Here is a 15,414-nt window from a genome sequence, read left to right as displayed (position 1 = left end):
GCAACCAAGCTGAAAGCAAGCCAAGCAGGTCACAGTAGCCCAAAACCTGTGGAAAATACTGTTCATAATGCGATAAAAATCAAATTACGGCAATTGCCAAGCTCATATTCCACTCCGTACCTTTCCAAAAAGTATGCTGGGGTTCGCTCTCCGGAATGATGCTCGCCATGCAGATCAAACTCCACGATGTACGTCTTCGTCCGCTCCAACTTTTCCCCATTGATCTCCACATACTTTTCATGGTCAAATTTCTTCTCGGCCGACTTCTCTGCTTCGTTTTCGTTGTTGGCCTTGTTCATCTCGCGGGCCTTGGACGTGATACGCTCGGCATCTTCAGCCAGTTTTTGCAGCTTTTGAAGCAATTCGGGCAATTCCTTGCTCAGTGCTTTTGGATTCGGGGCCATTCCTGCCAATTTACCCAACAGATCGGCAAGTATCGGCATCCATTCATTGATTTCGGCGGTTTTTGCCTTGTGGCCGAGAATGTCCTTCCTTCCTCCCCCTCCGTCGCCACACAAGATCATTCCACCCGGCAACTGATCGGCGATTACCCGAGGGACCAATTCCTCAAAAGGGAAAAACAAAATATGCGAATAGTTGTATCCCCCTGACTCAGGATTGCTTGGATCGTTCCAAAAAGTCAGGATCACGAGTTTTGGCCAACCCGTTTTGCCGTTGGAGGTGGCAGCCCAATTCTCCGAATTCATCCTGACCGTGCCGTTGAGCTTGCTGTCTGCCCACGTGTTTTCCTGACCAGCTGCATTTTGAAACTTTCGTCCCTTGCATTCCTCGATCTTGGCGGTCATCTCGGCGGATGCACTTTCATACTGCTCCGAATGCCCCTGCGCCGACATTGCCAAGGCTTCAATTTCTTGCGAATAACAGGGGCTATGAATCATGACCACCTCACCGGGCCAAGTCGCAACGTCTTTTTCGTAAGGCGTACCTTCAAACCCATGGTGATGTGGGGCCTCTAGTTTACCCTTTTTGGGGTCTCCACCGTCCGCGCCACCAGCGGTGAGGCTAAATTGTGGTGGGGACATGAAACTAGTTCCTTCAGATTCAAGTTGTTTGGATGCGGGGGCTTGGGCATTCATGTGTTCTTGTGTGGCCATGAGCTGTTGCTTTTTGGGTTTAAAAATGGATTGAAGCGACCATCAGCGTTGGTTTTGACAGATTTGAATAGATTCAAAAGTGGCGTGACATTGGGCTGTTTGGTCAATGGAAAGAACAAAATTTCGGTGGTGATACCGAATCGGGCTAAGTGTTGGCACTAAGTTGGTGATTTGCTGGTAGAAAAACAAATTTTGTATGGGGTGGACCGTGAATTTTTGATGAATGGGCGTTTTCAGAAATGTGAAAAGCTTGTAACCGTCGATTTCGACCTGTTTGGTGACGGGTTCGTGTTTTGTCTTGTGGTTAAAGCTAAGAGCTTTCAGAATTCCTTTCCAAGAAACGAGGCGGCGACAACTTGTAAGTGAGATCGTGGAGATCAAAATGCACGCTACGAAGATTGGGAATTTCATTGAATATCAGCTTTAGAGAGCAAGTTGGCGCCACCGGATTTCATAGCATTTACCGTTCTCATTCCATTGAAAGATAATCAAAAATTGCTCTTCGGGTAATTGGAGAATACCGTTTTGAACTTGCCTTTGGGGGTGATTACGGTTTTTTGGAAGATTTCACTCAAGGTATCGTTCTCCATTCGAAATTTACCCCCGATGTACAAGGTATCCTTCGCACCTGCACCAGATCCGCAGGTTTGAATATCATCATCAATGATCCTCCACCAAATAAAACTGTCCAAATCTTGACCTGATTCGGAATACGTTACCAGGAAAAATGGATGTACATGGTAGTACTGATCCTCCCGTTCTTTTTTTCTAGCGAAGATCGAAACGAGCCAATAGGAGCCTCGTTTTAATTTGGCATAGGCATAGAAGTCGAACGAAAGATAGGGCTCTTTGATCACTTCGGAATATTCATCAGGTTGTTCAATCTTCTCGGTCGGAATGAAATGCAACGCGCCTTCTGGAAGTTTCCTGAATGTCTGTTTCAATACGCTTTCCAGATGAATACTGTCCATGTACCAAAAATCATTTTCCAACACCAAGGGGCGCTGTGCGCCATCAGGCCAAGATTCAAGCGGCAAATCATCCTGAAAATAGGCAAGAAAGGCAGCAAATGAAACAATCCTTTTTTCATTCCTTGAGTCTTGGCTGATAGGCAAATCGCTGCCTTTGTTCGGGTCCACAGTCCGATCCTGTTCTCCAATCGGCCGACAATGCGTGGTAAGGAGGGACAAAATCAGAAAGCCAAATCGAAACAGTACTTGACTTCTTTGCAAGGCTGAAAAAAGTATCGTCTTAGATTTTGTTCCGTTTAAATCCTTCCTTTCCATATATCACGCAGCATCAACGGCGACAAAGCTAACACCGTTCTCAAAAAAGACCTTCATTCCCAACCCGCTGGAATCATCGCTTCAAATCCTGCCTCTTTGTAGCGCTGAATCATGGAGGGTATTGAATACATTTTTTTATGAATATTGGTTGGGTCTTCTGTTTGTCCCTGCTCAAACTTACCATTCACGAAGTGGAAAACCGTGGTTTCAATTATCGGAATTGTTGCAGTCTCACAGTCATCGAGCCCGCCAGGGAGTTGATAAACCAATTCTTTTGTAACAATTTCTTTTCTACCTTCCAAATCAAAAACCCAAGATTCCGTATTCTCGGTGTAACACTCTTCACTGTTATATGCCACATAGAGCACTTCTCCGAATTTCTCATTTTCGGGATGAAACGGAATCAAGAGGTAACGGTATTGATAGGAAGCTTCACCTGGGCCATCGAGGCAGACCCACGCCTCCCAACCGTCGACGGTTAAATCAAATTTGTAGCTTATGTGTCGTCTATGGCTGTAAGTGCCGATTTTGAGTTGCACCTCCAACGCTCTCGGCAAGGTATCAGAATCTAGTAGCCCACCGTTTGCTAGTAGGTTTTCCTCTGTCTCGGGTACGAAGTGGATTTCGGTAAATGTAGAGTCCATCAGAGACCGAGATAATCGACTAACATCACTGCTGCGACAGCTTGGAAGTGAGATCGTGTAGATGAAAATGCAGGCTGCGAAGATTGGGATTTTCATGGGATATCGGCTTTCGTGAGATAGTTGGAACCGCCTGAGCCAACGGAAAAATGTAAGTGATTGGGCGCATCTACCATTACTTTTAAAACGTAACCATCATTAAGCATGGTTTCGATTTGCGTCCGAAGTTCATCACTTTTCAATTTTGTATAGGCATGACTGCCGTCAATTGCCTTTGTTGGATTGCCTGAACCGAAATCTGAAGCATCGAAAAAAAGACCTTGCCTTGGCATACCCAATTCGTAGGAGCCAACAGGTGCATTTTTCAATACGTTCAATACGAGGTCTACTGCTTCCGGTTGGGAAAAGTCATTGCCCTTGGTATCCATATTAATGTCAATTGCCCTTGCTTTTATTCCATGATTACTATGGCGAATTACACCAGTTTCACTACCGTTATCGTTCCAAACCATAAAACTGCCCAATTTCAAGTTTGTCGCTGCTCCTACACGTCCGCCATCATTCCAATCACTCACCATGCCTTGTATTGTTGAATGGAGTACTGGCAAAATCGGCATTGCTTCCGTTTCTGGGTAAAAATAGTCTTGCCCCTTCTTATTCTTTTTGCCATTGCCAATTGGCTTTCCTTCCTTGATTTTCATAAACGTATCTTCGCAACCGCCTTTGCCACTCTCGAACTCGTTTGTATCCATTCCCTCATCACTAAACGTCACAAGCCCTAGCTCCTCAGCCTCCAAAATTAACTCAGCATATTGCTTATTGGTTTCACCAACCGAACCTTCTTGTACCACTTTTCCAAGCCAAGCGCTGATTGGATCGCCTTTTCCATCAACCTTCTTCTTATCTGCTGGAGCAAAGTCCGCCTTCGGCGTCAACCAGCTCATGATTTCATCAAGCTGACCATGATAGACGAATAGGAAATAATTGTCCACCTCGCTGTCGATATGCTCAACGAGGTCCCTTCCATACATTGTTTGGTAAACGGCTTTGAATTCTTTGATATGGGTTGCGTCTCGATGGAGCTCACTGAGGGCGATGCTAATCCCGGTTTCATCCGTTCCAGCACCCCAGAAAAAGCCGCCAACCATTTCGTGGTTGACACGTTCGGCAATGGATTTGTAATCGGGAACTTCGGGTTTTGAACCAGCCTTGGGGTTCTTTTCTTTCCGTTTGGGTGGATTTTTATCCCCTTTGGGTCCTCCCTTGGGTTCAGAAGGCTGCTTTTTGGTTGGAGTTGGCTTGTTGCGCTCTCCATTGATCAATTTTGTTTCGGTGAGCTTACCCGGCTCCATCAATCCATCGGCACCTTTGTTGAATATCAGATTTTGATACCGCTCCACGTATTCCCCAACAGCCGATTCGGTTTGAATGCCGGCTTCTTGCTGACTGATCACATCTAGTTCTAACAACCGTTGCAAAACTGCCTGCACATCGTCTGGATGATTGATGCCGCCCCTGCCGACACTTTGGGCAATCAGCCGCCCTTTTTTCACGGCTGGTCGTATCGCAGGATCGGTTGTTTCCTTTCCTTTGTCCTTGGAATCGATCACCGGAATCGGATCCAAGCCACTAAACATTTTGAGGGCTGCAAGGTACCTTGCCCTTGCCCAGGTATCGGAAGCAAAATCGTCTCCTTCGATGGCTTTCCCATCCCACTTTGCTACAAATCCCGCCGATTGATTGTAGGCCGTAACTGCACCTAGCAACTGGTAAGCGGGCGACCAAGCTGGAAATTTTGCTTGGATTTCTGCGCGCAGGTTCACGAGTATAGAAGCAGCACGCACAATGTTGGACCTTTGGTCTTCATTTCCCGGTGATGGATGGACTTGGTCGTTGATGCCCATCACTCCAGTGTGTTTGCCATCAGGGGTACAATCGTTGGCATTCAGTTTTTTTCCGATACTGGTTTCCCGGCTAGCGATGGCCGCCAATAGCGCGGGTGGTAACCCTTTTTCATTTCCGATTTCCTTGAATAAATCTGCCAAAGGGACAATGGAATCCAAATCGCCTCTCACAAGCTTCTCGGAGGCCGAAGCACCGGATTCGTTTGTGGTGGGATCTTGTGCCTTGGCAGTTTCAAGGCTTGCACCTGCGGTTTCTGCGGTGGCAAGTATCCTATCGCCTTCTGCGAATGCAGGGCTCTTGGCCACAGGAGTTGCTACTGGTCTCGGAAGGTTGGCCTGCCCAGACATGGCAACGGCCTTTCCAGACTCCAAAGCCTTGATCACCTGCAGTAGGAAAGCATACCGCACACGATTTCTTCGCCGCCAGGAGCGACTCATTTCTGCTTTGGTTTGTCCGAAGAAGGTCTCATAGTTCATCGGATCTTCTTTCGGGGTGTTTTTATCATGATATTTGTCCATGTAGCTGATTTCGCCGTTTTCGTCTGCTTCAAACAGCGCTGCCACACCTTTGAATTGTGCAAGATCGTCGCCATCATGAGCAATCAAGATCGCGTTTACCTTGGCAATGCGGTCATAGGCATAGAACCCACCGTGGAACTTCATGTCAGTAATGAGTTCTACCATCGCAGGATGCAGTCGGTCCCATTGTTCGCCCGACATCACATAGGAACCCTCTTCGACTTGGTCTTGCATTTCCCGTCCGCGGGCATTTACATAATTGCCTTCTGAATCCGTGCTCGGGGTTTTGCTGGTCGCAAGTGCCTTGGCCTCCTTTCTTTTGGCGGCCATGGTGTCCGTAAACAATGCCTCTGCCACCGCGTCAGCAATGGTGCCGATACTTTTTTGGTTGTCAATCACAAATTGGTTAGCCGCATCCCCTTTAAGACCAGCACCTTCTGCGATTTTGGTTGCTTGGTCTGCAGACATACCCGCAGCGGTCAATTGGGTGATTACAGATGCCTTGCTTCTCCCTCCAATATCATAACCTATGCCCAAGGTAACTCCTGAGGAAGCGGTTACAGGCCAATAGATATACTTTGGCTTGTCTTCTCCAAGTCTTGTCATTTGACCGGAAACCAGTGTAACGGTATTGGCATCAGGTCCTGCACTTTCAGGTTCGCCTGGGCTATTGGCCGAACTTGCTGTTAAAGAAAATGCAGGAGGTGACAGATAAGTGCCTCCTTCCATTGATTCGGAAGAATCAAAGGCAGAAGTGGTACTCGATTTGGGTTGAGATGTGGGCTGCGCTTGGTCTTTCATTGTGTTTATTGACTTTAAGGCGTGAGTTTTTTACAAGTAGAAGCGAATTAGATTCCATTCATCGACAACAAGCGCCTTCAACATTTCAAAATTTGATGGGCGATGCGGTTGCGATGGAAAAAGAACAGGCTCTTTCGTTTCGATGAACGTTTGCGGCGTGGAATAGATGCTAAGATAGCCAACATTCCATAAAAACCAAAAAAGCACCCTCAACCGCGTCCCAACGCTATTGCCTACCCTCACCTACAGCGTCCCCGATCCAGAGGGCGAATATTGTCAGGAAGGTGAGGCGCCACGGTACCAAATCCAGCGCTGGCAATTCAAAACGAATGGCTTCCGGGCCCTCCCTGCCTGGAAACTCGACCCGCAAAACTATCCCATGGATGCCGAACCGGAAATTCGGAAGCGGTTTGTCGATGCCGGCTATGGGGACATGGTGGAATCGCATTGAATGTCGGACAGAGAATCGGATCTGTCTGCCCCGTAGGGGGTAAAGTATGGTAGACCGATCCGGTCGCACGAGATTTTTCGGCCCTTCGCCGCGGCCTGAGGCCGAGGCGAAGGGCGAGCTACAATTTTTCGTCCGTTTGTATTGCCCTAGTTTACCCCCGCTGAGGCGGAATCACTTACCTTCACATTCAAAAATACCATCCGCCCGAAAAAACGCATGAATCCCCCGCAACATCTCCGCAGAATGCTCCTCTCGCTGTTGTGGATCAGCCTCCTTTCCCTCCTATTCTTTTCCTGCACCCCCAACCAAAAACAGGATATTTCCTACGTCGAGCGCCTGCCGTCGGATGACCAACGCTGCCAACCCGGCGCTGCGGTGGGAAACAGTTGGATCTGCATTCCGCAACCGCCGGGGATGCTGGAGGTCAAGGATTCGACCTTGCTCGACAGCCTGTTTGCCAACGAAAATCAGCTGGTGATGGCCTACTTTGTCGATTCGGCCGAATGGAGGGCATTCGCAGATACTGCCACCGATGGGTATATCGAAAGCCTCATCCTTTTTGCAGCGACCTCCGCGGCAGATGTTATTTTTGACGACAAAAAACTCGAGGTCTGGGAAAGCGAACTCACCAAAACCATGCTCGACGGGGTTTGGCTCTGGACGATCGACCGTGTCGAAAATATCGGGATCCACTACGAACTCGGGGACAATTTCCTCGTCGAACGGTTTCGTGCCGCCCCCCGTGCCCGCGGCATTCTGAGCGTGGCCCATTTGATCGACGACAAAGGCCATCCAGAATTTTTCGTGCAAGTCAACGGCCTGATGGTCATTCGCAACCGCATGATTTCCATGACCTATTCCTACGTGTACACCGGCAAGGCCTCCCTCACGCGTGCCAAGGAAGCGTCGAGCCAGTTGATGCAGTTGGTCTTGGCAGCGAATGGGGAGGGGGAATGATCACCGCTTTCTACAAGGGTAGCAATCCAGATCCTTCCCTTCCAAACCAAAAATCACCAACTTGTCGTCCAAGGCTTCAGTTCAAAGCCAAGTTCCTGCACGGCTTGCTGGGCGATCTCAACATCTTTCGCGCGTACAAGCATCGGTTGATAGCTGTCAGAATCAATGTCCAAATGACAGAGTGCGATTTCAAAGGGTCGGAGGATTTCCCCATAAAAGGCATAGGACAGGTCGATTGCCCGCCATTCGGCTGAATTCCAGGGTGGACTGAACACAATGTCCAAATCAAAATTGCGAACGAGGGCCGATTGGATGAAGGTGGCGAGTTCGCGCTGATCCTCTTTCCAATCGAGCAACCCAAAAAAGTACAACTTCTCCGTTGCCAAAAAATCGACCAATTCCTGCGTCAGCCACGCATCCGAATCGGGATTGGGCTGTAGTGCCGGCCCCCCGAGAAAGGCTTTGAGTTTTTTCCCATCTTCGGGATCCATCGTGAGATCGATCAGCCTTGCAAGCGGAGCAGTTTTCATTTTGCGCAGGGGTGTTTTTCTTGGCCGCAATTTAATCACGTCAAACGGTTCGATGAAATAACCGGCATCGTAATCGACCGAGTCATGGGCCATCATAAGCACATCGCGGTCATCGCCCTCCAAAATCGGGTAATCTTCAAAGACTTTGTTCAGGCGCGCCATCGAACCCTGCGAAAGGGCCACGTGTGCGCGGGCAAGTTGCGGCCGGCCTGACAAGAAGGTCGCCATTCGGATCAATGCCAGACGATCCGCCTCGGTCTCGGCGAGGAGGTTGATTTCTGCCAGAATATCTTCCGGCAGCGTGTAATTGGGGCCTTCCATGGGATTATTCGAAGTCTTTTCCGTTGATTTTCTTGTACAAAACGCGGGCGTCGGATTGCAAATTCGGAAGATTTTCAGAGAATTTGGTCTGCTGCGCCATTGAATCCTTCGAAAGGGCAACATGTGTGCTGACAAGTCGCGGTCTGCTCGAGCGAATTGTTCCCGAGTTACTCAATGACAGGCGATTGAATGATTAGTTCAATTTTACTCCCCCTACTCAATCACCCCAACAATTTGCGACAAAATCGACAAATGCTCGCGTAGCTTCACTTTTTGGATGTTTTCAACCTTCTCGGAACCGCCCAATGCGAGCGCAGGCACGTAGGCAAAACACTCGTCAAAGGCAGGCTCGCCAAGGCGCTCGACGGCGGGGCGGAATTGTTTCGCTTGCATCGATTGTTCAACAACATCCCATCTCGCGAATCTTACATCGAACAGCATTTCGATACTGCTCCCACAGTTTTTAGTAGTCCCGAGTCGGTAGTTCAATTGTTTCACATATTCACCCTCCCAAATCAACAAATCTCCGAATCCAGTTGCTCCAAAGACGATCGTCGGCTCTTTGTAGACTGAATAGGTAGCCTGCATAAAACCCTGATAAACTGACGGATGCAAGATCTTTAGATACCCATTCATGAAATTTCCAAAGCCAAATTGCTTCCAAAATTCAAGAAGATCATCTGGAACCCGCAAACGATACAATTCTATCAGCTCCCGATCCGGCTTTTGGACGATCTGAAACGCTGGATGTGCGGTGAAGAATCTTCCAAACATGTGACTTGAACTACTCGATCACCCCAACAATCTGAGACAAAATCGACAAATGCTCCCGTAGCTTCACTTTTTGGATGTTTTCAACCTTCTCGGAACCGCCCAATGCGAGCGCAGGCACGTAGGCAAAACACTCGTCAAAGGCTGGCTCGCCAAGGCGCTCGACGGCGGGGCGGAATTGTTTGGCCTGCATAGACAGCTCAACAATGTCCCACCTCGCTAATCTTAAATTGAAAAATGCTGCGATGCTGTCCCCGTGGATTTTTGTTGATCCAGTGCGGTAATTGATCTGTTTCACACAGTCGCCCTCCCAAATCAAGAGATCTGCGAATGCGGTTGCCGCAAAGACAGTAGCCGGCTCCAAAAACACGTTGTAACTGGATCGCATGAAATCTTGGAACAAACTAGGATCGACCATCTTCAGGTACCCATTCATGAAGGTACCAAAGCCAAATGCTTTCCAGAATTCCAAAATCTCGGATGGGAGTCGACCCTCGTAGGATTGGACCATGGACAATTCAGGCCGTGCGGCGACTTGGAACTGAGGATGCGCTGCAAAAAAACGCTCAAACATATCACCCCCCTACAATAGATCCTTCGGATAATACATGTTGTCACGGAAACTGCTGTCGTCGATACCTGCAATTTTCACAACGGCGGCGGATTCAAAGCTCCAGTAGCCAAAAAATATATCGTGAACATTTTTGTGGTCCTCGTACCAATAGACCCCCTTTTGTCCAGAATACCATTCCTTTTCAAGGTAATGCTTCACAATCGCACTGCGTTTGTGTGGATCGGATTCATCGACCGCCTTTTTAAGAGCAGCGTACGGTTTGGGAAAGATCAGGGTATCTACGATGGGGCGATCCGGAATGCGATAAGCAATTAAATAGTCAATCAACCAATCTTGGCGCCCCGTTTTGTCCCAGACGCTGACAATCTTGGCAAAGTCCTCGTCAGAAATGTTAAGGAATATACCGAAGCTAAGCATCCAAAGCATCTTGACGTACCAATCCTTCAGGTAGTCTGGCATGTCCTCTGAGCCGTCATCTGGCCAGCAAATGGAAATCAAAGAAAGCGACTCTCGATACATTGGTGTTAGTTCTTTGATTGATACACCATAGGAATAGTTCGCTATCAAACGATGTAACGAATGCCTAAATAACGATCTTCTTACTGCCGGTATACGATCTGATCGAATTTCTCCTGCTCCCAGCTTTGCCTTGGTTTCCTCAAAGATTTCAAGGGATTCCGCCAAAAATCGATCAAAATACGCCTCTGACTTAAATGCTGTTCTCATGTGTCTACTCTTTACAAATCCGTCAACCAACAAAATAGGACTTAGAAATGGAGATTCTTACGGGTTAAATTTTCCGACGACTTTTCCAGATGCGTCCAAAAGTAGGTAGGTAATGTTTCCACCACCATCAACTTTTGCCAGAACCGATTCATATCCAGTGTTGAGTATTTCTGTACTCTTCCTTTCACCAACTGCTGCACGGAGTCTCGCTTCTATCCAAACATCACTCATCTGGCGTGTCCCATCGGCCAATTTACTCAACTTGGAGGTGCCGAATTTCGATTCAACGACCAAAGTTAGCGGTGGCGGGCCTTCCTTGAAATATACATGGTCGATTCCATGCTCTGTATGTGCATCCAAGTCTGTGATTCGACGCCCCAATGGTTTCAAACCAATCTCCGTCAAGGCTACGTCAACATCCATTTCGCCAAAATTTCCCTTCTGCCGCCTGTTTTTGAGCGTGATTGTACCATTTTTGACTTGGTCCACGATACCCTTCTGGATGAGATAGACGTCATCCATTTGAGGCGAAGGGGTCGGCTTCTGAATTCCACCGACCTCTTCAATTTCCTCCTTCTTAGGGATCAAAGCTTCTTCCTCCTTGGCAGCCATAGGCTCCTCCACCTGTTTGGGCACGGCCTCATCTGCAGATGCAGCCCCCAAACCGCCAGACTCTTCGTTGGCGAAAATTGACTCCGTCGGGCTAGTGCCACCTTTAGTAAATGGCTCCAAAAGCGCATCTACACCCTTGTCCATTTTCTTACCGGTCATGAAACCCAACGTCAAGTCCCGTACTCCATTTTTGGCCTCTACTGCTGATGCTTTGACTTTCGTTTGCATTTCCTCGCGGGTCGGTGCTACAATGGCCTCCTCATAGATCATTTTCGAATTGATCAGTTCGACGATGGCATACAATAGAAATGCGGTCAATGCAATACCGCCTGCCACTGGAGCCCAGCCCGGTGAGGTGACGACCGCCGATACGATCAAGGCCGCACCGCCGATAATCAAGAGCCCCCCTTTGATCCATTCCACCACGGAGGTGCTTTTTCCATCGAGATAGGGTGCAATAATGGTCCAAAGTCCCATTGCGATTGCGAGGCCTCCCAAGAATACCATCATCGCTGGTCCGATCATTTTTACACCAATGATGGCGATGAGCATCATGGCAACCCCTGCCAAGATTTCCATCAACAATTCCGTCCAAGAAAAAGCCTCCTTGAAGGTTTCCCAAGCTTCTTCCCGCTTCTCCTCCATGGTCATTTCGTTCCATGGTATTAACTCAGGTTTCTTTTCGGCATGGCCGATAGGATCTACGATTTCAGGATTGGCTAATTGCTTGTCTGTCTTGACGGAGTTCGGATCGCCCTCCTCTTGTTCAAATGTTCCAATTTGCTTCTTATCCTCCCGCTCAGGTTTGCCCAAGGCAGGCAAGAGCGTGTTGGCTTTGGCAATGGCGGCGTCCAAAAATGCTTCGTCGGGTGTGCCGGGTTGCAGCAGCAGTTCGGCGAAGTTGCCGTCGGCCGCGCAGGTGGGAATTGCTTCGTTCAGCGAATTGCCCTTCCCGAAGGATTCCTCAAAGCTCGTCGCGCCGTCCCAACGTTTGACAAGCATCCGCATTTCCAACTGCGAATCGCCCTTGATGGCAAGACTTGCAGCATCTTTGTTGCCCTTGGCAAGATTCGTACGGCCCACAACCTGAATCAAAATCTCACGGCCATCGGCAGTTTTGACTTCGATTTCGCGGCGGTAACGCAGATGGCGGTCCAAAGTCGGGGTTGCGGCCTCTACGCCGATCGGAGTGCTTGCCTCGGTTTTAAAGAGGTCGTCCGTACCGACGGAGACAATGCCCTTGCCCGGAACGAAGACGGATTCTGTAAATGTCGTCGGCAATTCGACGGTCAGGGCCTCTTCATTTTCAGAAGCTGCACCTTCGGGACCATCGGCTTGGGTCTCGATGGTTTCATGGTGAAACTGGAAACTACCTTTATAATAGTGTACCGTTTTTTTGACTTGGTTGCCGGGCAACTGCTCGATGGCAAGCTGCATGCCTTGACCTTCGGCTTGGTAGGTTCGTTCGATGCCGCCGCTTGGGCCAAAAGAGGCTTGGCTGTATAACTGAAAGCCCTCCAAGAACGTTGCAAGATTCGTTTGCTCGGCTTCTGACAATTGGCTGACCGCGCCTTGCATGCCAAACGAAGCAATCAAGGCCATTTGCTCGGGCGTGAGGCCTCCCTTGCGTTGAACCACCTGCCCCAATGGCTCCGCCGCATTTGCTGTCAACTGCATCGGAGGCGGCGAAGCAAAAGCGCCGGCCTTGGTTTCAAAGCCCGATGACCATATATCTTCGTGCTCCCCTTGGTTTTCCTTGGGTTGCTGTTGCTTGGGAGCATTGACTGAATTTTCAGGAATCACGTTCGTGGTGAATTAGAAGGTGTTGCGATTAAAAAAAATACAGCAGAAACCGAGACGGTCGGTTTGTCAGAAAGAGCGGTTACTACCCTTAATCGTGTTTCTAAAGTGGTTGAGGCCTTGAAGATAAGGAGGTTTCGGGAATTGGCAACAATCATCTCACATTTTTGGTCGATAGTGTAGCTATCCAGCGTTTGGATTGGCAACGAAGGGAGATTTTGAAGCCTCCCATGCACTGCCCTACTACGGATTCTTACTTTGGAATCCCATGGGCGGATGCCGAAAAACACATCCCAAAATCTCCAACTTCCAGAAAGAAAGCAAAACCCTCCCAAAAACCAAAATCGGCCTCCATTGCGTCCAGAATGACTTCTGAAGTCATTCGAATGGCCTTGGAAGTCATTCGAGGGACCTCGGAAGTCATTCGAATGGCCTCGGAAGTCATTCGAATGGCCTCGAAAGTCATTCGAGGGACCTCGGAAGTCATTCGAGGGACCTTGGAAGTCATTCGAGGGACCTTGGAAGTCATTCGAGGGACTTTGGAAGTCATTCGAATGACCTTGGAAGTAGATCGAATGACTTCTGAACTGGAACGAATGGCCTCTGAAGTCATTCGAATGGCCTTGGAAGTCATTCGAGGGACCCCAACAAGTCATTCGAGGGACCTTGGAAGTCATTCGAGGGACCCCAACAAGTCATTCGAATGGCCTTGGAAGTCATTCGAGGGACCTCGGAAGTCATTCGAGGGACCCCAACAAGTCATTCGAATGGCCTTGGAAGTCATTCGAGGGACTTCGGAAGTCATTCGAATGGCCTTGGAAGTCATTCGGGGGACCCCAACAAGTCATTCGATCTACTTCAGAAGTCATTCAGGCAAAATCGGTGTGAGTTTTGGGCAACGGTGTGGCGAAGAGTAATTCATAGGGCGTGCGGCCATTTAGGCTTACAAATGATGCAGGCACCATTTCCAGTTTCCACACTTCACACGCGCACGCCGCGCTAGCGGCCCTCTGCCCGTTCATCCGTCAAACTGCCCGTTTATCCAGTAACGGTGTGGGTATTGGGCATCGGTGTGATGAATGGAAAATAACCTGGCGCGAAGTTATAGAGGCTTTAATAGGCATACAGGCGCAATTTCCAGTCTCCGCGCTCACGCATCACACGCGCACGCCGCGCTAGCGGCCCCCTGCCCGTTCGTCCAGAATATGGACCGTTCGTCCAGAATATGGACCGTTCGTCCTAAAGGGGTTGCAGCACTTGGTACCGCCAAGTGGAAAGGAGACACGGTGTGAAAGGGCTTGGAATCATCGAGAAGAGGCTGTTTTCAGCGTGAGTCAGCGTGTGAGAGCGAGGATTTGGGCATAGCCCAAAATGCCCGTTCGTTAAGTGAAACGACCACTTCGTCCTTCCAGAGTGCCCGTTCGTACATTCCTGCTGCGCGGAGTTTTTTTCTGTTTTAGCTTTGTTTTGTTCTCCTGAGGCAACTAACCCTTGACACAGGATGCGACACAACACCTCGCTGGCCAGCACAAGTGTTACCGTTCTTTATGCCTCTTTAAACCCGAGGCTCTTGCTTAGCCACGCAGGAATAAACCCCTGCAAACCTTCACTTTAATTTTTAGACCTATGTTACCCAATGATTTGGTTACTGGCTTGGATGCAGTGCGCATCACCAGGATCATGCAACTCCTGTTGCAATTGGAAGCCGAACTTGATTTTGTGATCAAGCTCGATCCCGAGGACCGTCAGTCGGTCAATGCTGTCGATCAAGGGCGTCAACCGTTTGTAGATCTCACCCGGGATTACACGGCCAATTACACGACGCTCCTTGAAATCTCTACCGACATGCGCGACAAGATCGCCCGGAACAATTTTGACTTCAAGGCCATGCGTGAAATGCTCACGAAACTGGAATCCCTTACCGAAGGGGTGAATGACACGACCCTTCTCCTTGGCGGCATCTGTTACGACGAGGGCCTGATCGTCAAAACCCTGACCGAAGTAGCGATGCGCCGCAAGAAGCCAGGTGTTGAAACGCTCTGGGACAACCTCATGAAGCTGTTTGACCGCCCCGGAAGAAAGGGAAACGGGGGAGGCGCTGAAAGCGGCGGTAACGGCGACGGCGGTGATGGCAGCGGCGGCGATGGAAATGGCGGCGGCACCGGCAACGGTGGCCCCAACACCACCCTCTAAAACCGCAACAAGCGCCTAGTCATTCGGCGCGCAGTGCCGATGGACTTCCGACCTGAGACACAAGAAAAAACAGAACCGCAAACTTCCCGATCCGCCTGCGCGCAGTGCCGGTGGAGCTCTGAAACTTGAAAAACGTTCCTGCATTGATGTTTCCTTTTGCAAAAGCCCTCGATTAGGGCTTTTGCTGTTTTTATGGGGATTGGTTTTTCTTGT

The 15,414-nt window shown here is 49.2% G+C and carries 14 protein-coding genes; 5 read left to right on the top strand and 9 right to left on the bottom strand.

Annotation, left to right across the window (positions count from 1 at the left end; genetic code table 11):
• Positions 1–62 precede the first annotated feature (62 nt).
• The 4 genes from IPN95_12600 to IPN95_12585 form a co-directional block, all read right to left on the bottom strand.
• The gene (locus IPN95_12600; protein MBK9450224.1) at positions 63–1,115 is read right to left on the bottom strand and encodes a hypothetical protein; all 1,053 of its coding nucleotides are present in this window, start codon (positions 1,113–1,115) and stop codon (positions 63–65) included.
• A 488-nt stretch (positions 1,116–1,603) separates the two neighbouring features.
• A complete protein-coding gene (locus IPN95_12595; protein MBK9450223.1) occupies positions 1,604–2,254 on the bottom strand; it encodes a hypothetical protein in 651 nt (216 codons plus the stop codon).
• A 200-nt stretch (positions 2,255–2,454) separates the two neighbouring features.
• Positions 2,455–3,045: a hypothetical protein gene (locus IPN95_12590; protein MBK9450222.1), complete on the bottom strand. Its 591-nt coding sequence runs from the start codon at positions 3,043–3,045 to the stop codon at positions 2,455–2,457.
• A gap of 92 nt (positions 3,046–3,137) precedes the next feature.
• Positions 3,138–5,087 carry a hypothetical protein gene (locus tag IPN95_12585; protein ID MBK9450221.1) on the bottom strand — a complete coding sequence of 650 codons (1,950 nt, stop codon included), beginning with the start codon at positions 5,085–5,087 and terminating at the stop codon, positions 3,138–3,140.
• 7 nt (positions 5,088–5,094) lie between these two features.
• On the opposite strand from IPN95_12585, the gene IPN95_12580 reads away from it, so the two are divergent.
• From IPN95_12580 to IPN95_12570, 3 genes are all read left to right on the top strand, one after another.
• Positions 5,095–5,418, top strand: coding sequence for a hypothetical protein (locus tag IPN95_12580; GenBank protein ID MBK9450220.1), 324 nt, complete (start codon positions 5,095–5,097; stop codon positions 5,416–5,418).
• A 1,077-nt stretch (positions 5,419–6,495) separates the two neighbouring features.
• The gene (locus tag IPN95_12575; protein MBK9450219.1) at positions 6,496–6,717 is read left to right on the top strand and encodes a hypothetical protein; all 222 of its coding nucleotides are present in this window, start codon (positions 6,496–6,498) and stop codon (positions 6,715–6,717) included.
• A 216-nt stretch (positions 6,718–6,933) separates the two neighbouring features.
• Positions 6,934–7,674, top strand: a complete 741-nt coding sequence (locus IPN95_12570) for a hypothetical protein (protein MBK9450218.1) — start codon at positions 6,934–6,936, stop codon at positions 7,672–7,674.
• A 53-nt stretch (positions 7,675–7,727) separates the two neighbouring features.
• Here IPN95_12570 and IPN95_12565 read toward each other — a convergent pair whose 3' ends face one another.
• The 5 genes from IPN95_12565 to IPN95_12545 all read right to left on the bottom strand — a co-directional run bounded on the left by IPN95_12565 (position 7,728) and on the right by IPN95_12545 (position 13,011).
• Positions 7,728–8,525, bottom strand: a complete 798-nt coding sequence (locus tag IPN95_12565) for a hypothetical protein (protein ID MBK9450217.1) — start codon at positions 8,523–8,525, stop codon at positions 7,728–7,730.
• A 213-nt stretch (positions 8,526–8,738) separates the two neighbouring features.
• A complete protein-coding gene (locus tag IPN95_12560; protein MBK9450216.1) occupies positions 8,739–9,299 on the bottom strand; it encodes a DUF1851 domain-containing protein in 561 nt (186 codons plus the stop codon).
• A 10-nt stretch (positions 9,300–9,309) separates the two neighbouring features.
• A complete protein-coding gene (locus IPN95_12555) occupies positions 9,310–9,870 on the bottom strand; it encodes a DUF1851 domain-containing protein (GenBank protein ID MBK9450215.1) in 561 nt (186 codons plus the stop codon).
• Between the two features lie 9 nt (positions 9,871–9,879).
• Positions 9,880–10,596, bottom strand: coding sequence for a DUF1911 domain-containing protein (locus tag IPN95_12550; GenBank protein ID MBK9450214.1), 717 nt, complete (start codon positions 10,594–10,596; stop codon positions 9,880–9,882).
• Between the two features lie 57 nt (positions 10,597–10,653).
• Positions 10,654–13,011 carry a DUF308 domain-containing protein gene (locus tag IPN95_12545; protein MBK9450213.1) on the bottom strand — a complete coding sequence of 786 codons (2,358 nt, stop codon included), beginning with the start codon at positions 13,009–13,011 and terminating at the stop codon, positions 10,654–10,656.
• Between the two features lie 362 nt (positions 13,012–13,373).
• On the opposite strand from IPN95_12545, the gene IPN95_12540 reads away from it, so the two are divergent.
• Both IPN95_12540 and IPN95_12535 read left to right on the top strand, forming a co-directional pair.
• Entirely contained in the window at positions 13,374–13,925 is a 552-nt protein-coding gene (locus IPN95_12540; GenBank protein MBK9450212.1) for a hypothetical protein, read from the top strand.
• Between the two features lie 709 nt (positions 13,926–14,634).
• Complete coding sequence (locus IPN95_12535; protein ID MBK9450211.1) at positions 14,635–15,201, top strand: hypothetical protein; 567 nt, start codon at positions 14,635–14,637, stop codon at positions 15,199–15,201.
• The last annotated feature ends 213 nt before the right edge of the window (positions 15,202–15,414 follow it).

This window comes from Bacteroidota bacterium (assembly GCA_016718825.1).
Taxonomy (GTDB): Bacteria; Bacteroidota; Bacteroidia; order J057; family JADKCL01; genus JADKCL01.
Note: the sequence above shows the minus strand (reverse complement) of the source record. Positions and strands in the feature narration are given on the sequence as shown.